This window comes from Neobacillus sp. DZ-9 (genome assembly GCF_059587065.1).
The window spans coordinates 1-21,522 of record NZ_JCAIOL010000007.1 but is presented as its reverse complement, the minus strand read 5'-3'; the positions used below and the strand labels follow the sequence as shown (position 1 = coordinate 21,522).

At 36.6% G+C, this 21,522-nt stretch carries 23 protein-coding genes; 16 read left to right on the top strand and 7 right to left on the bottom strand.

Annotation, left to right across the window (positions count from 1 at the left end):
• Positions 1 to 88: 88 nt before the first annotated feature.
• Complete coding sequence (locus AC59HZ_RS19500) at positions 89 to 997, bottom strand: DMT family transporter (RefSeq protein ID WP_496547470.1); 909 nt, start codon at positions 995 to 997, stop codon at positions 89 to 91.
• Between the two features lie 386 nt (positions 998 to 1,383).
• Positions 1,384 to 1,587, bottom strand: coding sequence for a hypothetical protein (locus AC59HZ_RS19495; RefSeq protein WP_496547469.1), 204 nt, complete (start codon positions 1,585 to 1,587; stop codon positions 1,384 to 1,386).
• Positions 1,588 to 1,925: 338 nt separating this feature from the next.
• Between AC59HZ_RS19495 and AC59HZ_RS19490 the strand changes: the two genes are divergently transcribed.
• On the top strand, positions 1,926 to 2,066 hold the full coding sequence (locus AC59HZ_RS19490; RefSeq protein WP_496547468.1) for a hypothetical protein: 141 nt from the start codon (positions 1,926 to 1,928) through the stop codon (positions 2,064 to 2,066).
• A 133-nt stretch (positions 2,067 to 2,199) separates the two neighbouring features.
• On the top strand, positions 2,200 to 2,691 hold the full coding sequence (locus tag AC59HZ_RS19485; RefSeq protein WP_496547467.1) for a DinB family protein: 492 nt from the start codon (positions 2,200 to 2,202) through the stop codon (positions 2,689 to 2,691).
• Between the two features lie 111 nt (positions 2,692 to 2,802).
• Here AC59HZ_RS19485 and AC59HZ_RS19480 read toward each other — a convergent pair whose 3' ends face one another.
• Entirely contained in the window at positions 2,803 to 2,970 is a 168-nt protein-coding gene (locus tag AC59HZ_RS19480; RefSeq protein WP_496547466.1) for a hypothetical protein, read from the bottom strand.
• A 308-nt stretch (positions 2,971 to 3,278) separates the two neighbouring features.
• Between AC59HZ_RS19480 and AC59HZ_RS19475 the strand changes: the two genes are divergently transcribed.
• The 3 genes from AC59HZ_RS19475 (at position 3,279) to AC59HZ_RS19465 (ending at position 5,328) form a co-directional block, all read left to right on the top strand.
• On the top strand, positions 3,279 to 4,157 hold the full coding sequence (locus AC59HZ_RS19475) for a LysR family transcriptional regulator (RefSeq protein ID WP_496547465.1): 879 nt from the start codon (positions 3,279 to 3,281) through the stop codon (positions 4,155 to 4,157).
• 122 nt (positions 4,158 to 4,279) lie between these two features.
• Positions 4,280 to 4,660: a CidA/LrgA family protein gene (locus AC59HZ_RS19470; RefSeq protein ID WP_496547464.1), complete on the top strand. Its 381-nt coding sequence runs from the start codon at positions 4,280 to 4,282 to the stop codon at positions 4,658 to 4,660.
• Complete coding sequence (locus tag AC59HZ_RS19465) at positions 4,636 to 5,328, top strand: LrgB family protein (protein ID WP_496547463.1); 693 nt, start codon at positions 4,636 to 4,638, stop codon at positions 5,326 to 5,328. Before AC59HZ_RS19470 ends, AC59HZ_RS19465 begins: the two co-directional genes overlap by 25 nt.
• A 232-nt stretch (positions 5,329 to 5,560) precedes the next feature.
• Here AC59HZ_RS19465 and AC59HZ_RS19460 read toward each other — a convergent pair whose 3' ends face one another.
• Together AC59HZ_RS19460 and AC59HZ_RS19455 are read right to left on the bottom strand one after the other, a co-directional pair.
• Positions 5,561 to 6,487, bottom strand: a complete 927-nt coding sequence (locus AC59HZ_RS19460) for a TIGR03943 family putative permease subunit (RefSeq protein WP_496547462.1) — start codon at positions 6,485 to 6,487, stop codon at positions 5,561 to 5,563.
• A gap of 15 nt (positions 6,488 to 6,502) precedes the next feature.
• Positions 6,503 to 7,507 (bottom strand): permease, encoded by a 1,005-nt coding sequence (locus tag AC59HZ_RS19455; protein WP_496547461.1) that lies wholly within the window; start codon positions 7,505 to 7,507, stop codon positions 6,503 to 6,505.
• A gap of 223 nt (positions 7,508 to 7,730) precedes the next feature.
• Here AC59HZ_RS19455 and AC59HZ_RS19450 point away from each other — a divergent pair, with 223 nt between their 5' ends.
• The 9 genes from AC59HZ_RS19450 (at position 7,731) to AC59HZ_RS19410 (ending at position 16,439) form a co-directional block, all read left to right on the top strand.
• Positions 7,731 to 8,663, top strand: a complete 933-nt coding sequence (locus AC59HZ_RS19450) for a metal ABC transporter substrate-binding protein (protein WP_496547460.1) — start codon at positions 7,731 to 7,733, stop codon at positions 8,661 to 8,663.
• A gap of 256 nt (positions 8,664 to 8,919) precedes the next feature.
• Entirely contained in the window at positions 8,920 to 9,069 is a 150-nt protein-coding gene (gene rpmG / locus AC59HZ_RS19445) for a 50S ribosomal protein L33 (RefSeq protein WP_496547459.1), read from the top strand.
• A gap of 120 nt (positions 9,070 to 9,189) precedes the next feature.
• Positions 9,190 to 10,389 (top strand): GTP-binding protein, encoded by a 1,200-nt coding sequence (locus tag AC59HZ_RS19440; RefSeq protein ID WP_496547458.1) that lies wholly within the window; start codon positions 9,190 to 9,192, stop codon positions 10,387 to 10,389.
• A gap of 407 nt (positions 10,390 to 10,796) precedes the next feature.
• The gene (locus AC59HZ_RS19435) at positions 10,797 to 11,432 is read left to right on the top strand and encodes a TetR/AcrR family transcriptional regulator (RefSeq protein WP_496547457.1); all 636 of its coding nucleotides are present in this window, start codon (positions 10,797 to 10,799) and stop codon (positions 11,430 to 11,432) included.
• A gap of 24 nt (positions 11,433 to 11,456) precedes the next feature.
• Positions 11,457 to 12,794, top strand: coding sequence for a cytosine permease (locus AC59HZ_RS19430; RefSeq protein WP_496547456.1), 1,338 nt, complete (start codon positions 11,457 to 11,459; stop codon positions 12,792 to 12,794).
• Positions 12,791 to 13,879 carry an S-methyl thiohydantoin desulfurase family protein gene (locus tag AC59HZ_RS19425; protein ID WP_496547455.1) on the top strand — a complete coding sequence of 363 codons (1,089 nt, stop codon included), beginning with the start codon at positions 12,791 to 12,793 and terminating at the stop codon, positions 13,877 to 13,879. Before AC59HZ_RS19430 ends, AC59HZ_RS19425 begins: the two co-directional genes overlap by 4 nt.
• Positions 13,879 to 15,432, top strand: a complete 1,554-nt coding sequence (locus AC59HZ_RS19420; RefSeq protein WP_496547454.1) for an ROK family protein — start codon at positions 13,879 to 13,881, stop codon at positions 15,430 to 15,432. Before AC59HZ_RS19425 ends, AC59HZ_RS19420 begins: the two co-directional genes overlap by 1 nt.
• A 173-nt stretch (positions 15,433 to 15,605) precedes the next feature.
• Positions 15,606 to 15,764, top strand: a complete 159-nt coding sequence (gene sda, locus AC59HZ_RS19415) for a sporulation histidine kinase inhibitor Sda (protein WP_496547453.1) — start codon at positions 15,606 to 15,608, stop codon at positions 15,762 to 15,764.
• Positions 15,765 to 16,298: 534 nt separating this feature from the next.
• Positions 16,299 to 16,439: a hypothetical protein gene (locus AC59HZ_RS19410; RefSeq protein WP_496547452.1), complete on the top strand. Its 141-nt coding sequence runs from the start codon at positions 16,299 to 16,301 to the stop codon at positions 16,437 to 16,439.
• A gap of 779 nt (positions 16,440 to 17,218) precedes the next feature.
• On the opposite strand, the gene AC59HZ_RS19405 is transcribed toward AC59HZ_RS19410, so the two are convergent.
• Positions 17,219 to 18,514 (bottom strand): purine-cytosine permease family protein, encoded by a 1,296-nt coding sequence (locus AC59HZ_RS19405; protein ID WP_496547451.1) that lies wholly within the window; start codon positions 18,512 to 18,514, stop codon positions 17,219 to 17,221.
• A gap of 35 nt (positions 18,515 to 18,549) precedes the next feature.
• Between AC59HZ_RS19405 and AC59HZ_RS19400 the strand changes: the two genes are divergently transcribed.
• On the top strand, positions 18,550 to 18,726 hold the full coding sequence (locus AC59HZ_RS19400; RefSeq protein WP_496547450.1) for a hypothetical protein: 177 nt from the start codon (positions 18,550 to 18,552) through the stop codon (positions 18,724 to 18,726).
• A 450-nt stretch (positions 18,727 to 19,176) separates the two neighbouring features.
• On the opposite strand, the gene AC59HZ_RS19395 is transcribed toward AC59HZ_RS19400, so the two are convergent.
• Positions 19,177 to 20,367 (bottom strand): YbfB/YjiJ family MFS transporter, encoded by a 1,191-nt coding sequence (locus AC59HZ_RS19395; RefSeq protein WP_496547449.1) that lies wholly within the window; start codon positions 20,365 to 20,367, stop codon positions 19,177 to 19,179.
• A 123-nt stretch (positions 20,368 to 20,490) separates the two neighbouring features.
• On the opposite strand from AC59HZ_RS19395, the gene AC59HZ_RS19390 reads away from it, so the two are divergent.
• Positions 20,491 to 21,351 carry a LysR family transcriptional regulator gene (locus tag AC59HZ_RS19390; protein ID WP_496547448.1) on the top strand — a complete coding sequence of 287 codons (861 nt, stop codon included), beginning with the start codon at positions 20,491 to 20,493 and terminating at the stop codon, positions 21,349 to 21,351.
• Positions 21,352 to 21,522: the final 171 nt, after the last annotated feature.

The window sequence follows — 21,522 nt, the reverse complement described above, 5'->3', positions numbered from 1 at the left end:
ATTGAAAAAATAAATAGTTGATCAAAAAAGGTCTGCATTCGAATGACAATGCAGACCCATTTTGTCGTTTATTTTCCATGATAAATCGCTAAAATTTTTGGTTTCTAAGCTGTTGCTTGTTCTTGACCAACATCTGCTTAAAGTCCACTTCCATAAGAATAATAGATAGCATAATGAGCATTCCTCCAACAACTAACTGAACTGTAAATGATTCGAAGCCAAACATTACTGAAAAAATACTTCCAAAAGCTCCTTCAAGCATCATAATTAATCCAGCAGTTGTTGCGGAAGTATGCTTTTGAGCTACAACCTGAACAGTTTGACCAACAAACGAACAAATTATCCCCATATATAACAATGGCACTATTGCAACAGACCAATTGATATTAGTAAGCTGTCCTTCCTCTACGAAGAAGAAAAAAGCCAGACCCCCTACTGCTTGTACAACCCCAAGCATAAAAGCTACAATGCTGAAATCAGTGGTTCTGGCTCCGTAACCGAGATATACAATAGAGCCTGCATAAAACAGCGCACAAATAAAAGAATAAATGTCACCGATATTTATGGTTATTGCTTTGTTTAATATTCCAGTTAATATCGTCATTCCAAGTAAACAAAAGGCAATGGAAACAAAGCTTTTTACTGGGAGTTTCTTTTGATATATAACCCAAGCTAAGAAAGGGATAATTACTACATATGTTGAGGAAATAAAGGCGTTATTGGATGGAGTCGTATACTGAACACCAATAGTCTGTGTAATAAATCCGCCAAAATTAAGCAATCCCGCAATGAGCCCAATTTTAAAGTCCTTAAGGGTCATTTTAAATATCTTTTTATAAAAAAATATAAGTACTAAAACAACAAAGAGAAAGCCCCTGGAAAAATTTACGAATCCCGGAGACACATTTGCATCTAGAGCTATTTTTGTTACAACAAACCCAGAACCCCAAAGTGCCGCAGCAATCAATAGTAGCACGTTTGCCATTGATTTTGTCATTTTCATATGTTAATTCTCCTTTTCATAAAAAATCCCGCCTCTTAAAGTAAAGAGGCGGGAACTACTACTCTTATACAGTTTTCATTGAAAATCCAACGATAATTAGTAACGGAATTGATTTTCCGACGCACCCCAAATGGAATTTGGGGGTCTTTAAGAAGCTTTGTTCATTAATGATAAAATTAACTTTCGTCTTTCCCAAACAATTCTTCTTTATACATTTTTGATTCATCTTTAATTTACTAAATTATCCTAATGTAATCAACCCCATAGTTATCTTCAAAGGAGATTGTAAAGGTTCACACTTATCTAACAGGTGCAATAGTTACGTCCGAAATTATAAGAATTGACCATGTTTAATTACATCTTTAAGTAAAAGACCGATCCTATTGTACTGCTGATTGTAATGGGACAGCAAATTCAGGACCTCCTAGAGGAACTAATGTAGTTCCAATTGTTGTATATCCAATAGGAACGGCTCTCTTAGCTTTAGCAGCAGCCCCAGTACCAATTTGCAGAGCGCCAGCATTGACCATCGCACCAATTTTCAAATAGCGGATATCAAATGTTTGTTGAAGATGTTCATCCATTTCGATCACCTCTTATTAATATATGATCGAGAGTTTGGTCTAGTACCGATAAAAATAATGCCTAAAAGTAAACGAATTAACTCTTATTGCAAAGTGGGATCATGAAAATTCTTGTTTGTGGTTATTGTGGAGCAGAAAAATTCATAGAAATGACATAACGATATTAATATAACAATAACTTAGTTCATCTGCTAGTAAGTTTCTTGCGATGTCTTTGTTGTTCAGTGAATTTCCACTCTAAGACTTGAACCATCCAAAACTTTTTTTCATATAATTTAATTATATAAATTATTTTAAGATAACAATGTTAATAAGCAAATCCAGAAGGGAGAATTGAGATGACTAAGGATCAACTGATTTCAATAATCAGTAAAGAATTAACAAACAATCCCCAGCTAAATAGTTCAGATATTGCACAAATGTACAATATTCCAATACTTATTGTTCAAATTTATAGAACATGGATAACAAAAGAATAAGCATAGGTCAAAGCTGTCATTTTGGCAGCTTTTCTTGTTCGACTAAAGGGGCAGTTTAGTGGAAGAAGGAATTAGAATTTTATGGTAAAATATATGTTTAGATGGTTACAATACGCGCTAAGGAGGATTTGGAATGAACAGAACGGAATCGTTACTTCGAAACTGGGACTTTTGCTACGATAAAGAAGATTGGTATCCGCCTCTCGCTGACGCACTCAAAGCGCTTACGGCGGAGCAAGCAGATTGGCGCCCGGCTGGCGAGCATGCGAACACGATTTGGGAGACAGTTGAGCATTTGATTTTTTACAAGGAACGGTTGCTCAAAAGAATTACCGGTGAAGAATCGCAGTATCCGGAAGGGGTGACGAATGACGATACGTTCGCAGTCGCTTCGAAAACGGAGAGCGATTGGGAAGCCACGCAAAAAAGGCTAAAAAGCGTCCATCTTGGTATCCGTGAGCGTATTACGAAATTAAACGTTGACCAATTGCAAGCTCTTGTTACTAATCGTCCATTAGACGAGTGGCTGAACAGCCTCATTCTCCATGACGCTTATCATACGGGCCAAATTATCCTGATCCGTAAGTTGCAAGGTTCTTGGCCATCGCACCGCTCTTTTGAATAGGGCAAAAAATTAACTGCACAAAGGAGAAACAATTCCAATTTTGGCAGATTGAAAGCAATTCTCTATAAGGAGAATTGCTTTATTTTGATATAATCCTATCCAATACCCATTTCATTTTCTCTTCTCAGGATTCTCTCTAAATTCATCCCAATATAAAAAGACATACTCTGGTTCATGCTCTTTTTTCATCTCATCAATACTAGCGATTATATCTGAAGTTTTCTGTTTATTCGTACGTAAAGTATCACTAGCGTTCTGTTTTAAGCCCTTTTCATCCATGATGTACACTCTCCTTTTTAGAGTAGTTTGTACCCTGCCCCTCTTCTTATTCTTGTTTTTACAAGGAATGTATTCAGGTGAAATATCCAAAATAAAAGAAGAAAAATGAGAATAAATTATGAAAAATCAGCTTACCAAGTTCACGCTAATATATGTCTTTAAGTATGGCTATTCTATACTTCTCCGCCATATTCCCAATTATGTATAAACGAACACGATAAAATATAATGAATTAGAAGATTTAAATAAAAATATGGAACCTTTAAGTATGGTGGGAAGGAATTATTTTAGTACCGGGGAGTTTTAAAATGGATATTCAACATCTTAAATATTTTGTAGAAGTAGCCAAACAAAAGAATTTTACCAAGGCATCTGAGAGCCTGCATGTATCTCAGCCTTCCATCAGTAAGATGATAAAAAGCCTGGAAGTGGAGCTTCAAGTGACGTTGCTAGATCGTTCGGAGAGAAAAGTGGAGATGACAGATGCGGGGAAGATTGTTTATGATCAAGCATTGAAAATTTTGCAGATGATAGAAGATATCCATTCTTCTGTAAACGAAGTCGTTCATGTAAAAAAGGGAACTATCAAAATGGGATTAATGCCGACTTTGGGAGTGATGTTATTTCCGAACGTTCTTGCTGATTTTAAAAAGGGTTATCCGCAAATTGATATGCAAATGGTCGAATTTAGCGGGAAACAACTAGAACGAAAGGTAATACAAGGGGAAGTGGATGTGGGTATTACCGTATTACCAGTTGACTCTGAAGTGTTTGGATCCATCCCCTTATTAAAAGAAGAACTAGTTGTCATTGTTGACAGGGATCATTGGCTGTCGGAAAGAAAATCAGCATTTTTATCCGATTTAAAGGAAGAAGCCTTTATTCTTTTTACCGAGGAATATATTCTGCATGATGTGGTAATGAAGGCCTGTTTGCAATCGGGATTTGAACCTAATTTAGTCTACAAAAGTTCCTTATGGGATATCGTTGGAGAGATGGTAGCGGCACAATTTGGGATATCTATCATTCCTAAGTCGGTAGCTAACCGATTTAAGGATCAGGTTTCTATTGTTGCTATTACTTCACCTCAGGTTGATTGGGAAGTGGCATTGATTTATAAAAAGAATAAGTATCTTTCCTATGCAGTTCGGGAGTTCATTACTTATATTCAGGAAGGAAAATCCTAACTATAACTTCATGGAATAGTTTTGATGACTTTTATATATTTTATGAATCGTGATTCTCCAAGTAGAATGATCTATGTACATATTGTTCTATTTCGGAGGTGTTGCTCTTGAAAAAGGGCTTAATGATTATATTTCAAATTGGGGTTATTATTGTGTTTACCTGGATTGGTAAATATATTGTCTCTCTTCTTCATGTACCTATTCCAGGAAGTATTATTGGGATGATTTTATTATTCTGCGGTCTTCATTCAGGCTTGATTAAATTAAATTGGGTGCAAGCGGGGGCTACGCTTATTATTTCCGAGATGATGTTATTTTTCATACCGGCAGTCGTTGGATTTATGCAATATTCATGGATATTTGGCATCAAGGGCCTAAGTATTTTATTCATTGTTGTTAGTGGTACAGCACTTATGATGATAGTAACAGGTGTCATCTCCGAAAGGATCCTAGAAAGAAAAGGCGGTGTAGCAAGGAGATGGTTACCAAGATTTTTTATGTAATTATTACTGTCCTTTTTTATTTTTTTGCGAAAAAGGTCAATCGGAAAAAGCCAGGATTGTTATTTTCACCAATCATTCTCACTCCTGTTATGCTCATTGTTCTCCTTTTGATAATGGATATACCATACAAAGAATATGCAAATGGCACTTTTCCACTAAATGAATTGTTGGATGTAGTAACCGTTGCATTAGCTATTCCATTGTATCGAAACTGGTCGTTTCTGGCGAAAAATTGGCGCGTGATTGTATGTAGTCTTGCCGCCGGCTCCTTGATTGCTGTTGTTTCGGGCATTTTATGTACTTACCTGCTTGCAATGGGGAAGGATTATATGCTCAGTATTATTCCTCGCATTGTCACCATTCCAATTGCTGTCAGTTTGTCTGAATCCATTGGAGGGACTCCTGCCATAACTGTTCTTTTTAGTATGTTGACATGCTTTGTAGGTGTATTCATAGGACCAGCTATAATGAAGCACTTTTCCATTAAGCATCCATTGTCCATCGGCATGATGTATGGTTTGGGTGCTCAGGCACTTGGGACGGCAAAAGCGTTTCAAATCGGGGAAAAAGAGGGAACAACTTCCAGTGTATCCTACATTCTGACTGCCATCCTTACAGTCATGTGGGCATTAATCCTAACACCTTTTATCCATACTTTGAACGTGTAGGAAAATGGGGTGCCCCCTGCATTAATATAATGGGTGCTTGAATTTAAGAAAGGGATTGCCGCGGCGGTCCCCTTTTCTTGTTTAACGAACGGGGCAGGTTTGTTTAAGTACATTTCTTCACAAAGTTATAGAAAGCCGATCTTCCCAATTAGGTTAATCGGCAATTTTATTATTAATTTTATTGGATTGGTTGTCATTTAGCCTCAATTGCTAAACCTCGCAGTGCAATTGACTACTCAATTTTAATGCCTAAATCAAACACATAGGGCTGCCGTGGAGCAGTAATTTTTGAAAGTTGGTCAATTTTTATAACGGGAATTGTCTCCCCATTGAATTGGGCTTGATCAATTTTTCCTGTTACTTGAACCCATTTATCCTTCGGCAATGCAGCTACCTCTCCTTTTGCCATCATTCCATATACCGTGGCATCGGCTACACAACATGTGATTCCAAATCGAGCAACAATAATCTGGTTTTGCATAAATTCTTTTTCCCGATACACAAATCCTTTTGTGGTTACCGTTTTTCCAATCATTGCATTTAGATTATCTTGAATAATGTTCATTATGTTTACATACTGGTTATCGTCTATATTAATGTTATTAGCCCTTAATATTTTATTCTTTAATGCATCATATTCTTTTTGAGTTAAAGGCTCCGGTTGATTATCAAGTACACTTTGTGTGTTAGTTGAAGTATTAGATTTATTGGTATTAGATGATGATTGTAAATTTGAACTGTTATTTATAGTTTTATTTTGTTCAGTCGGTTGAGAGTTAGCTCCCAATTTAATTGTTCTATTCATTGCAATAGAGCTGCCTAGAACATTGTTCGAGAAAAGAAATCCTGTGGTTATAGGAATAATAAACAATAAATAAAGAAAGACACTTTTCCCGAAAGAGGAAGGATAGGCATGATCCCTGTCGCAATCACAATGATAAGAATGATCTTTCCCTGAAGTTCCTCTTATAATCAGAAGAACTCCAAGAATAAGGCATATAAAGAGAGTAAAGTAAATAAATCGAATCATTTTTGGTGCGATTAAGAGAGATATATTATTCGTTAGAAGTAATTTAAATAACAGTAGCATAAATCCAATCAAAATGATTCCCCTGATAAGATGATGAAAAGAAAAATCTTGGATTTTATTAGGTCTCATTATTGGACGCCCCTTTTATAAAAAAATTTGCTGAAAAATATATACCGAAAAATAGACGACAAGAGGAGTTACCAATAGCAGATAAAGGACAAACTTTTTCTTAAAATAACCGAATAACATTAAGGTGTTTTTTATATCAATCATAGGACCGAAAACAAGAAATGCAAGGATGGAACCTTCTGTAAAAGTGGAACTAAATGACGAAGCTACAAAGGCGTCGGCTGAAGAGCATACAGAAAGGACGTATCCTAATCCCATCATAGCCATTGGTGCAAAGGTTGTGCTTGTCCCTATTGATAAGAGAACATTTCGGTCTAAGAAAGCTTGAAATAAACTGGCAAGAAATGCACCTATGAATAAATACTTCCCTGTATCAAATAATTCATCACTTGCATGATAGAGGGTTTCTAATAGTTTATTTCCTCTTTGGTGATGGTGGTGATGATGGTCTTCCTTCTGCACTTTAAGAATATTTTCACCTTTAAAACGTCTGTAAATGATTAATCCGATAATAATGGAACTTATAAATCCGACAAACATCCTTGCATTGGCTACATAAGGCGTGCTTTTAAATGCAAAATAAGTAGATGCATAAACGACAGGGTTTAAAATCGGAGCACTAAGCATAAATACAACACCTACATGTGAAGGCATGCCTTTTTTTATTAACCTGCGGACGACAGGAACGATGGCACACTCACATATAGGAAAAATTATTCCAAGTAAAGCAGCAGGTATAAGGGCTAAATAGGCATTACGGGGCAAAACCCTTTGGATTACATTTTCAGAAACAAATGATTGGATAATAGCTGATACAAATACACCAAGTAAAATAAATGGAATGGCTTCTAAAATAATACTAAGAAAAATGGTATTTACATTAAAAAACGTACTAGGGATTCTATTAAAAAAAGAAATGTTTTTTAGTTCCTCCGCAAAAAGAAATAGAAAAAGGAATAAACAAAATAATAGTAAAACCACGCTATCTTTTACCATCTTATTAATAAAGCTCACAACCATTCTACCTCCTAAAATCTATCATTCCTATCATATGGATATGCAGTTCTAGTTAATTCATTTCATTAAAATTTGATGATTGACATAAATAAATAATCGTTATAAGATTTAATTCGTAATAATTACGATTTATATATATTGCTATTAATCTTAAATAATACAAAATAATTATACGAATTAAATCGTAATGATTCCTAATTAAAGGGAACTTGGGAGGGAAATGAACATGAAAAGGCTTTTAGTCCCATTAATTATTTTTCTATTAATGGTAAGTGGTTGCTCAAACGCAGCTTCAACGAAAACTGAACAAACAAGTGAAGGATCTAAAAAACTGCAAATTGTCACAACTTTTTATCCAATGTACTATTTTGCAAAAAAGGTGGCAGGCGACTCAGCAAACGTGGAACTTTTAATACCAAATGGTGTAGAACCACATGATTGGGAACCGACTGCAAAGGATATGGCAAAAATTCAAGATGCTGATGTTTTTATTTACAATAGCCAATACTTTGAACTTTGGACTGAAAAGGTATTGAAAAGTATTAATGATTCCAAATTAAAGGTTGTTGAAGCTTCCAGTGGGATTAAATTGATGGATGCACTGGAATCCGAGGCAGGGGAGGAGCATACTGCTTCTAAAGATCCACATGTCTGGCTTTCTCCAGTGTTAGCTCAGCAAGAAGTTAACACAATTGCTAAGGCTTTAGAACAGGCAGATCCTAGTAATAAAGACCAGTTTCAAAAAAATGCAACGGCTTTAAATTCTGAGTTAGCAGATTTGGACCACTTATATAAAGAGACTATTGATAAAGCCAAGAAGAAAGAATTTGTTACACAACATGCTGCATTTGGATACTTGGCAAAACAATATGGACTGACTCAAATTCCTATCGCAGGATTATCACCCGACGTTGAACCAACATTAGGAAAATTAACTGAGTTGACGGAATTAACAAAGAAGAAAAATACAAAGGTTGTTTATTTTGAGGAGATGGCATCTTCAAAAGTGGCGGAAACGTTAGCTAAAGAAATTGGTGCTAAAACCGAAGTATTAAATCCATTAGAAGGATTAACGAAAGAAGAGCAACAACAAGGATTAGACTATATTGGTGTTATGAAAAAAAATCTGGATTCGTTGAAATTATCGATTTTTGATTAGTTATCTAATCTGGAGTTAATTAATAATTTTAATAAAGTTTATGATTTTATTAATTGATCTAATGGTTTACGCTGCCTTTTTCTGCTTTTCTTATTGTTCTAAAAGGGCAGCGTTTAGTTGAATTTCATTAAAAGGAATTTTCTAAAAATAAATAATTCAAATAACAAGAATTTTATATTGAGCTTGACATGATAAAAAGAACTCATGTAAAATTCAAATCGTAATGATTTCGATTTACAGAAAGGAGGAAGTTATTATGCGAGTAAAAATAACTCTTCAATGTACAGAATCCGGTGACAGAAATTACATCACTACTAAGAACAAAAGAAATAATCCTGAAAGACTGGAATTGAGAAAATATTCTCCTAGATTGAAATGCTATACAATACATAGAGAAACGAAGTAGATGTTTTGCAAAGTTATTTGTTAAGTCTATGGACATTAAGAATGTTCCGATGATTCATGGATAAGTATAAAGTTTAAATCGTAATGATTTTGATTTAAGTAAAATGGAAGGAAGGATAAAATGAAAGATATTAAAATTCCAGTAACCGTTTTAAGTGGCTATTTAGGTGCAGGTAAAACAACGTTATTAAATTATATTCTTCAAAACCGTGAGGGATTAAGAGTTGCGGTTATCGTCAATGATATGAGCGAAATTAACGTAGATGCCGAATTGGTTAAACAAGGAGGCGGGCTTAATAGGACGGAAGAAAAACTGGTAGAATTAACTAATGGGTGTATATGTTGTACTTTAAGAGAAGATCTTTTAAAGGAAGTGGAACGGCTCGTCCAAAAAGGAAACATTGATTACATTGTGATTGAATCAACAGGTATTAGCGAACCAGTACCAGTTGCTCAAACATTTTCTTATATTGATGAAGAATTGGGGATTGACCTGACCAAGTATTGTCGGCTCGATACCATGGTCACGGTGGTAGATGCAAAGAGGTTTTGGCACGATTTTGCCTCTGGCGACCTGCTATTAGAAAGAAATCAGGCATTAGGCGAAGATGACGGTCGATCTGTTGCGGACTTATTAATAGACCAAATTGAGTTTTGTGATGTTTTAGTCCTAAATAAATGTGATTTATTAGAAGAGGAGCAATTAAGACAACTGGAGGTATTTTTAAGAAAGCTCCAGCCTGAAGCAAAATTCCACCATACCGTAAACGGAAAACTTCCACTTAAAGAGGTATTGAATACAGGGTTATTTAATTTTGAAACTGCAAGCCAATCGGCAGGATGGTTAAAAGAATTAGAAGCACCTGAGCATAACCCTGAAACGGAAGAGTATGGGATTAGCTCCTTTGTTTATAGAAGTTCGGTTCCATTTCATTCTGAAAGATTTAATCGTTGGGTAGAGGAAATGCCTGAAGTGATAGTGAGGGCAAAGGGAATTGCATGGTGTGCAACTAGAAATGACGTAGCTTTATTATTTTCGCAAGCTGGTCCATCGATACAATTAGAGCCCGTTTCTTACTGGATAGCCTCTTTACCTTCTGAACAGCAAGCTCAGTATTTTGAAGAAAATCCTGAATTAAGAGATGATTGGGATGAAAAGTATGGAGATCGGAAAAATGAACTTGTCCTAATTGGAATCGGCATGGATAAAAACCTTGTAAAAGCCTCTTTAGACAGATGTTTGTTGACTAATGAGGAGATGACACAAAATTGGAATGAAATGAATGATCCTTTTGTATGGACCATTACGACGGCAGTATAAGATATAAATTAAGCTCTTTCAACAAATGACTTGTGTATGAGTCATCTTCAACTAACCGGTGCTTGAGTTTAAGATCAGAGCTGTCATTGAGGCAGCTTTTTCTTGTTGAGCTCCCATGAAAATAAAAAATGAAAAAAGGCATGAAAAAATAGACCCAGGAAAACCAGTTTTTAAAAAAAAGGCTGAGCCTCTTGAAGATAGAGTATAAGGTTAACTGGTAAAACGAAATAGAAATACCTTTCTATTTAAAATAAAATCAGGAAAGCTGGCGCAACAACCAGAAAAAGGATTAATCTCCCATAAGTGCTACCCCAAATATAAGGAAAATTTAATTTAATAAGTATATTTACTATTGTCGGAATGTTTGTTATAATTCTACCTAACTAAATTAGTTAGGTGGAATGTTGATGACGAAAAATAAAATTAAAGAAGTTGCTTACAGGCATTTAGTTGAGAAGGGGTATGAGAAAGCGACCCTTTCCAGCATCGCTAAAGAGGTTGGGATTAAAACTCCGTCCATTTATGCTTTTTATAAAAGTAAGGAAGATCTATTTATTGCTGTATATAAAGACCTGTTACAAGATAATCACCGTCACATTAAAAGTTCAATTGATAACTTATCAAATGGAACGGTCAAAGAAAAGCTTTATCAAATATTAAAAGCGATATGTGATTATCACTTAAGTGAACCTGAGAAAACGGCAGCCTATATGAAATTTACCTTTTTCCTTCCTCCAACTTTGACTGATGAAGTAAGAAATACGTTTAGCGAGATAGAAGATTTTCTTGGTCAAATGCTTAAAGGTATCTTTTCAGAGGGAATTAAACAGGGAGTGTTAAAAAATCAACCTATTGATGATTTAATTGTCTCCTTTCTATGCTTAATGGACGGGATCTTTTTGGAGTTACTCTATCATCAGGAAGAGAAATTTAAAAGACGGGTAGAGCAAACTTGGAGCATTTATTGGAACGGAATTTATAACGATCATGAAAACGCAGTTTACTCTGATGAAAGTAAAAGCTCATTGGTAAAAACAAATTAATACTATAAATAGGGGGCTGCGTCTATGAAAGAGGAACAGGTTATTTCTGATTTTGCACGGGAGGCCGTACCAAAGGAATTACGAAGATCATGGTTTTCGATGTTTTTCGTTTCGTGCGCCATTGGCGTGGATTTATCTTCGGTAATTTTAGGAGCGGAATTAGCGAATGGAATGCAGTTAAATCAAGCGATCTTATCTGTTTTTATCGGATCGCTTCTTCTTGCCATTATCTGCACGATTTGTGGAATTGTCGGTTCTTACACCAATCTTTCTACATCAATGATCACAAGGTATGTATTTGGTGAATATGGTACTAAAGTGTTTTCTCTGATCCTTGGAACATCCTTACTTGGGTGGTTTGGGGTGCAAGTGGGTTTTTTTGCCACTAACGCACACGCGGTTTTACAAGATGCCTTTCACCTATCCATTAATGTTAAGATCCTTTCTTTAATTGGTGGTTTGCTGATGATGACTACGGCAATTTTTGGGTACCGGGCTATTGAGAAATTAAGTGTATGGTCTGTACCACTAATACTAGGATTAATGCTACTTGCCTTATTTTTAACACTGAAAAGCCACTCATTGCCGGAGAGTGTTCCGAAAGCTGGAGAATTTACATTTGGTAGTGCAATTTCGCTTGTCATAAGTATTTTTATCGTAGGCGCAACGACGCAACCGGATATTACCCGATGGTCAAAAAGCAGGAAGGATGCCATCATTGCCACTTTTTTCGGTATTTTCATCGGGAATAGCATCATGATTGTCCTTGCCATTCTAATGTTGGAGGCAATGGGAACAAACAATATAATGAAAATTTTTATCGCGCTTGGACTAGCAATTCCGGGAGTACTCGTATTAACACTTGCACAATGGACGTCGAATACAACGAATTTATATTCTTCTTCGCTAGGTTTTTCGTTGATTTTTATGAAAGTTCGTAAAGAATGGTTAACGATTATTTTAGGCATCATTTCAACGATGCTAGCTGTCCTCGGTATTTACGAAAAATTTATTTCATTTTTAGATATTTTGGCGATCGTGATCGCACCGATTGGTGGCATTTATGTAGCTGAATTCTTTTTAGTTAAAAAAGAGTTCAAGCGTTATGAACAAAAAATGAAAGCGCAACCAGTAGTAACTCGATCGATCATTTCATGGGTAGTAGGAATGCTTATTACATATTTGACATCCGCACAGCCGTTAGGATTATCCTTAATTTCGCTTACTAGTATCTCTTCCCTTGATGGCTTTTTAACCGGGTTCATTGTACAAGCAGTGTTAGGAAAACTTTTGAAACAAAAAATGGATTCATTTCAACAAGTGAATATCAATACTGGAAAGAGCGAGGAGTTTGGAAAATGAGATATATAGATGAACAGACAATTGAAAAAATCGCATTAGGTGCAGCCGTTTTAGGAACAGGCGGTGGCGGAGATCCCTATATTGGGAAATTGATGGCTAAAGAAGCTATTCGAAAATATGGACCTGTGAAATTAATTTCATTAGATGAATTAGAGGACGACCAATTGGTAGTAACTGTATCTGGGATGGGTGCCCCAACTGTCGTAATTGAAAAAATACCGTCAGAACATGAAATGACAGCACCATTTGAAATGTTAGAAAAAGTGCTGGGAAGAAAAATTGATGTGGTAATGCCAATTGAAGTAGGAGGGATCAACTCTTTATTTCCAATTATCGCAGCTGCTAAAAAAGGTTTGCCAATGTTAGATGCGGATGCGATGGGACGTGCGTTTCCAGAAGCTCAAATGGTGACCTTCTACTTGAGCGGTTTTGACCCATCACCTGTTACGATGGCTGATGAGAAAGGAAACACGGTTGTGCTGTATCCACAAGATGGAATGTGGACAGAACGATTATCACGTGCTCTCACGATTGAAATGGGAGGAAGCTCATCTGTTTGTGAGTATAGTCTGTTTGGAAAGGATGTCAAGATGTCGGTTATTCCTGATACACTTTCTTTGGTTGAACGAATTGGTGAATATTTGTTAGATAATCAAGTGAAAGAACAAGTAAGAATCAATAAAATGTTAGAGGAATTAAATGGATATCGTTTGTTTGAAGGGAAAATTGCGGACATTGAACGGAGGCTTAGTGGAGGCTTTACAATAGGTAGTGCAACGTTGGACGGTAGTCGTAATGACCAAGGGAAAACTTTTACTATCTATTTTCAAAACGAGTATTTAGTTGCGAAAGAAGACGAGCATCTAGTATGTTCTACACCAGATTTAATAGCTGTATTAGATGTAGAAACGGGTTTTCCGATTACGACAGAACGTATGAAATATGGTGCACGTGTTGTAGTCGTTGCATTTCCTTGCCATGATAAATGGAGAACTCAAAAAGGAATTGAAACAGCAGGACCTCGTTATTTTGGGTACGATTTTGACTATCAACCAGTAGAAGTTCTACAGAAGGAGAGAAGATAATGTATCGCTTAGGAGTAGATGTTGGAGGAACTAATACAGATGCAGCTTTACTAGACGAGCATTTACAAGTCATTCATACGGTTAAAGTACCAACTACAAAAGATGTAGAAAGTGGGATCTTTGAAGCCATCGCAAAAGTGGTACAAGAAAGCAGAATAGAGCGTAGTGATATTAGGTATGCCATGCTCGGAACAACTCATTGTACAAATGCGGTTGTTGAGCGGAAGCGTCTAAATAAAGTAGGTGTCATACGGATTGGGTGGCCTGCAACGACTTCTATCCCCCCATTCACCGACTGGCCAAAGGATCTGAGAGAAAACGTCGAAGTTGCATCTACGATTATTTCAGGCGGGTACGAGTTTGACGGAAGGCTAATCAGTGAGTTGAAAAAAGAAGAAGTCGTTCAATTCTGCAGAGAAATAAAGGGAAATGCGGAAAGCATTGCGATATCGGGTGTATTTTCCCCGGTTAATAAAGAACAAGAACAAGTCGTTGCAAAATGGGCAAAAGAAGAGCTTGGTGATATTCCTGTTTCGCTTTCGCATGAAATTGGAAGCATTGGTTTATTAGAACGCGAAAATGCGACCATTTTAAATGCAGCATTAATGACAACGGGCAAAATGATTGTGATTGGATTTGCTAAGGCGTTAAAAGAACTCGATATTGAAGCAGAAATGTTCTTCAGTCAAAACGACGGAACGCTCATGAATGAGTCCTATGCTCTTCGTTATCCTATTTTAACGATGGGATGTGGCCCTACTAACTCGATTCGAGGATCGGCTCATTTATCAGGTTTAAGAGATGCGATGGTACTTGATGTTGGTGGAACGACAAGTGATATTGGTGTTTTATCAAACGGGTTTCCGAGGCAGTCGTCTTTATCCGTTAACATTGGTGGGGTAAACACAAATTTTCGGATGCCTGATATTTTATCTATCGCTTTAGGTGGAGGTACCCGTATTTGTACAACAAACGGTAGTTTTACAATTGGACCAGATAGTGTTGGCTATGAAATAACGCAAAAAGCGATTCTTTTTGGCGGTGAAGAACTTACTACCTCAGATATTGTCACTCGTTTAGGACGTGCATTTGAAGGTCATAAGGAACAAGTCGAATTTCTGTCAATGGGGTTCTGTAAGCAAGTATTTGCCAAAATGACAGAGATGCTGGAAGAAGCGATCGATCAGATGAAAACAAGCTCTAAAGATATCCCTCTTATTTTATCAGGTGGTGGAAGTATTATTGTAACTGATTCATTAAAAGGAATATCGAATGTTATTTGTCCTGATCATTATGATGCAGCAAATGCGATTGGTGCAGCTCTCGGCCATGTGAGTGGAGAAATAGAAAGAATTTATAGTTTGGAACGAATGAGACGAGAAGAAGCGATCGAAGACGCTAAAAGACTTGCTGCTAAAGAAGCAATGAGAGCAGGAGCGGATGAAAGCACCGTGTCCATTGTTTCGGTCGAAGATATTCCGCTCGCTTATCTGCCGGGGAACGCGTTGTTTATTCGCGTCAAGGCGGTTGGGGATCTCGCTAGTTCCCTTTGAAGTGTGGTTTATGGGTAGTTAAAACATTATAGTATAACCTGTTGACATGTTTTCGCATACCACACATGTGGATTACTGTACGTTGATTAAAAGAATCAAAGAGTAAGCAGATGGGTTTTAAGAATCCATAAAAAAGTTGATTCATTTGAGTACAATATATTTCAAAGTAACGAATGATGTTTTGTAGTGTAAGGAGGAAGAAAAATATGATTCAAAGTATAGATACTCAATTACTAATTAATACTTATTTGAAAGCAAAAGCATTAAATCTGGATATCCATTTTATTATTTTGTTAGAAAGGGAAATAAGCAGAAGAGATTTACATTTTTAAAGTTGGGTAAAAATGATATTAGAAAAGATGTGACTTTATTTATTTCAATTCATAAATGATTTTGTTGCAAAAGACTATGAGTATCTTAAAAAGTCCTATTAGGGTTTCCTTATTGGGACTTTCTATTTTAGGAGAATGCTAATAAAAAGGAATTGAGTAGTCCAATTTTTTGTTATAGCTTATTAGTTGTGGGATGGTTTCTTAGCATTTCAATATTATTGTCAATTTTTTTGGTATCCAAAGCACCAGTTCATACACCGACCATACCTGATAAAAAATCGGCTAAAAAATCAATCATTAATAATATCCATTTGTGTAGTCCTATGGAAACAAACGATGTAAGCTTAAGACCTTGCCCCCTCGGGCAATCTCCCGCGTTAAGGGAACCGATCCCTTAACAATCTGCGCCAAGGGCAACGCCCCTGGACGGTGCCCCCAAAACATGTTTTTAGGGGATTCAAAAGCTTGTGGTCCATTATCATGTGATAAGATCAAGCTGCCATTTTTGGCGGCTTTCTTCTTGTGCTAACGGGCATGATAGCTGAAAATAGGATTAAAAAACAGAAGGACAGTTTAAACGAACCAAGCTGTCCTTTACTGTACATTTTTATACATGAAAGAAGCTCAGCGATGGATGGAAGAATCAGCGATTTACATACGAATGCAAAGAATTAACTGCATTAGCAGAAAACGACTTGCTGACAGCTTTATTTAAAAGAAACAGAAGAAGGGGTCAAAAAAGAAACACCTAAATGGACAGAAGAATGGACTAAAAAACGGAAAAGCATATCCATCACTTTTATTTGAGTAGGAAGAATCCAATCCCTCAATTTCCAGACCATCTTTTTTAACATTTACGACTTTACCTACGACCCATTCTCCATTTTCATGTCGAAAGCGTATGATCCTACCTTTTAAATGCTTTGCGCGTTCATAATTTAACTTCACTTCAAAAGACCTCCTTTCTTTATTGGACTTGCTATATAATATGATAGGAGGTATTAAGTTGCTAGTGTATTCTACCATTTCTAGTTACTTATAAATCTTTAATTTTGAGAATCCCTTAAATTTAAACAAACAATTGAAATAATATACTTTTTCTTGTTGAACGGGTGCTTTAGTTTCAAAACAAATGGACTGTTTCCGCCAACCTCTCATTACCCCAAAGAAAAACTATCTACTTTTGGTGCCTGTCACCACTCTAGTTTTGTCGAAGATTGATAGGCTTTTAGGTGTGAAGAAAATGGTAGAAAGGAGTAGCAACTGAATAGTTGTGAGGGTAGCCGATGGGTGATCTTCTTTTCTTTTTAAGGAAAGGGTGTGATCGGCCTGGAAAATATTCTTGATATTTTAAGAGAAATTCTAAAAGGAATTATATTCCCCCAGTGTAATCGTAAGCAATAAAAAAGCCGAACTCCTTTACAAAAAAAAGGAGACGGCTTTTTCTTATCTGTTTATTTCATTTCAGGGATAGAGTCGGAACCTTTGACTAACTTGCTGCCAATCCCATAGAAAATTGCTGCAGATACAAGGCCAACAAAAGCTACTGAAAGATGTGGTGCGTAGAAGTTACAATATAATGCGATGGCAGAAGACAAAATCCAGACAATGAATGCCATTGGTCTCCAGTTTACTAAATTTGCCGAATTATTTTTTCGTAAAACCAAGCGGTCCATAATCATAATTGCTCCGATAGGCGGAATGATTACCCCAAGAAGAACGAGCCAGTTGAAAAAGTGATTATAAATGCCAGAAACTGCGACGATTAAACCGACTATACCAATAATAATCGTGATAGGTCTCATTTTTTTACCAGTCATATGTGACCAGCCAACAGCGCCATTATATAAGCAATGTGTACCGACGGAACCCAAATTGATAAAGACAAAAAGGATAGACAAGATGGTAAGCAATGGACCATGTCCTGCTAATACTGACATGAAGTCCCCACCAGTTGAAGTTGGATTTGGGATAACTCCAGTCGCTACAATAATTCCTCCAACAAGCTCGGCAATAAAGTTCCCGATTGGAAAGGCGAAAATGGTTGATAACATCCCTTCACGGCCATTTTTTGCCCAACGGGTAAAGTCCGCTGTCATTGTACCTGAATCAGCAAATCCGGCGAATACTAACGTTACAGCAGCTCCAAATGACATTGCGTTTGAAACATGAGGATGATAGTTTAAAATATCAGAGTTACCGGTTTTCATTGCCATAACAATCGCAATAATGGCAATTAGAAAATAAAATGGTGCTGCGATCCACCCTAAGATAGATAAAGCCTTAATACCGATATAAGTTACTGCAACATAGAGAATCCCGCCGATGACGGTCATTATTAACAGACTAGCACCAAATGACCCATGCATCGTAGCACCAGTAAGTCCGACTTGAAGAGCAAACCAGCCGATTACAACTGTAGAAAGTAATCCGGAAATAATATAATAACCCGATTGTCCGAATGTCCTTTGTGCAGTCAGGGAAAAGTTCAATCCCGAACGTCCGGCATCATAGCTTAGTAAGCCTACCATGACGAAAAGGAGCAAATTACCAAGCAGCATCGCTAAGGCGCCGGCTTTAAAGCCAAGCTGTGCAGTGATTAGTCCGCCGATGACTGCACTGGTTAATACCATTGGGAAACCAAACCAAACAGCTGCAACGGACGATAATTTTTTGCGGTATTCTTTGGGAACAGGAGTGTGTTCAAATTCTGGATCCAATAACTTCTTTTCATCAACGCTAGTTGACATGAATGTTTCCTCCTAGTGAAACAATTTTTAGGTGAGTGACTGCATTTGACACACTTCTTTGTTCACTGGTGAGCAAAGAAGCGAAAAATGATGGATCAATGTATGATTTGTCGTTTGTGATCCTCCCTTTTTATTTTGCGAGATGTATCATTAATAAAGCGGTTTCATTTGACCTTGCAAGATTATTGTATGAGGTATTCCATTTAGTGTAATTGTATAAAAAAAACAAAAATGTGGGCTATCAATTAGGCAGTTTGAATAAAAATAAAGGGTTTATTTGGTAAAAGGGGTTTTTTTGCATGTAAATACTTTTTTTGAAAATATGAAACTATTTTCTCGAAGAAGAGAGAATCGTTGACCAAGTGTAGAATATTTCCCTTGGAGATCGTGGATTAGAAATAAAAGAAGTTTAAATCACATACTTTTATGTAATTCCGTAATGAAACACCTCTTAAACTAACCCGATACATCTTAACTTTGTAAAGGCTTACACTTAAAGTAACGGGTACAAGAGTGAAATAAAGCAACGCTATCATAAGATGCGTTGCTTATTTATTCTAAAAAACTTCCTATATAATTCCTGCCTGATGCTTCCGCTTAACCTGCCATTGGAGCCTGTATAATTGGATATTTTATTTTTAATATTTCTGTCATTTCATTAATTAACATTTGTATCCCTCATCTTTTACGTAAGATTTCCTCTCAAACTGAATACCATTTAAAAGCATTCCCGCCCCAATTAAAACGACACTAGATGCTCCAATCAAAGCAGTATTAAAATTATGAGTGAATGATGATAAGACCCCAGAAAGGATGGGTCCTATCAACTGTCCAATAGCAAAAATAGCAGTTAGTATGCCAATCGTTCGACTGCCATTAGATGGATTTATTTGTCGTCCCAATGTTGTAGCAAGTGTAGTGATACCCATAAACGTTGCTCCAAATAATAAAGCACTTATGATAAAACTAGTTTTCGAAATCCAAAAGGCTGGCATCGCCATCCCCAAGGATTGTAATGTCATTGCAAGAACTAAGGATTTAACGAAGCCCCATTTTTTTGCTAGTATAGACCAGATGAGACAGGATGGAATCGCAGCCAAACCAACCATCATCCAAACTAGGGTTGCCCCATTATGAAAGGATGGGGTCTTTTCAGCGATAGATACGATAAATGTCCCTGTAACAATGTAACCCAATCCTTCTAAACCATAGGCAATGGTCAACCATAGGAGCCATTTCGTTGGGGGGACAACTGCAAAATTATCTTCTTTATTTTTTAACTCAACAACGTTGGTGGCTTCATCTAGCCATATCCATACGAAGATAGATAGGATTGCACTGACAACAGCTAATCCAATCCATGTACCTTCCCACTGATTTAAATGGTTTAAACTCGGAATAAAAAGACTGGATAAACAGATTCCCAAACCTACCCCTCCATAAAATAAACCAGACCAACTTGTTTTGTTTATAGTAGCAAGTTTATCTAACACGATACCAGAGGCTAGGACCAACACATAAGCACTGGAAACCCCTGATAGAAATCGTAGTACATACCAAAGGAAATGAGAGTATGTTAGACCCATTATGGCAGTGGTTAATATACTGATGATTAGACTTATTTTTAAGATAATCACTCGATACTTTTTCAAAGGTACCGCTCCTGCTAAAATTGCTCCAAGCAAATATCCAGCGTAATTACTTGATGCTATATATCCAGCAACTGCATTCGAAAAAGATAGATCCTTTTGCATAAGTGGAAGAATGGGAGTATAGGCAAACCTTCCAATCCCCATAGCAATGATTAGTGACAGTATTCCCCCTATTAAAAAAAGAAAAGATTGCTTCTTCAACTAAAAACCTCCAATAAAGTGATTATATTTAAATCATATCTCTTATCTGATATATTGAATAATACATAATATTGATATTAGCTATCAGTTAATCAGATGGCAAAAAAAGAGGTGAGGATTTTGATGGATTTGCAAACATTAAAAGTTTTCCAGACTGTTGCAAAGCTGGGGAGTATTTCACAGGCAGCAAGAGAACTTCAATATGCACAATCTAATATCACGATGAAAATACAGAAATTGGAAGCGGAACTTCAAACGACCTTATTTTATAGACATAATCGTGGGGCTGCTTTAACAGCCAAAGGAAGCATGTTATTAACATACACGGAAAAAATATTTGATCTTATAGAAGAAACAAGAAACGTGATGAATGATGATCAAACACCAAAAGGTCCTTTAATTATTGGTTCTATGGAAACAACTGCCGCAGTGCGCTTACCTGCCATATTTTCAAAGTATCTTAAAGATTATCCCGACGTTGACCTAACTCTAAAAACAGGTTCTACGGAAGAAAATATTCGTGGTGTTCTTCAGTATGAAATTGATGGAGCATTTGTGGCTGGACCTATTGAACACCCCGATCTCATTCAAAAGGAAGTATTTGAAGAGGAAATGATACTTGTAACTGATACAATTCATCCAGCCATATCTTCTATCAAAGATATTCAAACGAGGACACTACTTGTATTCCGTACAGGATGTTCTTATCGGGAAAAGCTTGAAGAATGGTTTCATCAAGAGAGGGTGATTCCTAAAAAGATAATGGAATTTGGAACCCTGGATGCAATCATTGGGTGTGTATCTGCTGGCCTAGGTATAAGTATGGTTCCACAAAGTGTTGTTGAACAACAAATACAAGAAGGAACTCTTAGAAAGCATTCACTCCCGAAACCATTTGGAAAAGTCAAAACAGTATTCATTTATAGAAAAGATAAGTATGTACCTGCGCCTTTATTAAAATTTCTATATATGTTAAGTGATTAGATGAGGGTTAGAAATCTACTTAAACTATCAGATGCAAGAGTTTAAAAATGAGGTGCAGCGGCAGCTCATTTTCTTTTTGTGCTAAAGGGGCAAATTAGCATTCCTGTAGATCGTTAAATATCAGGTTTGAAAAAAATAGAGCCCCTCAGTAAGATACGAGTATAGAGACCA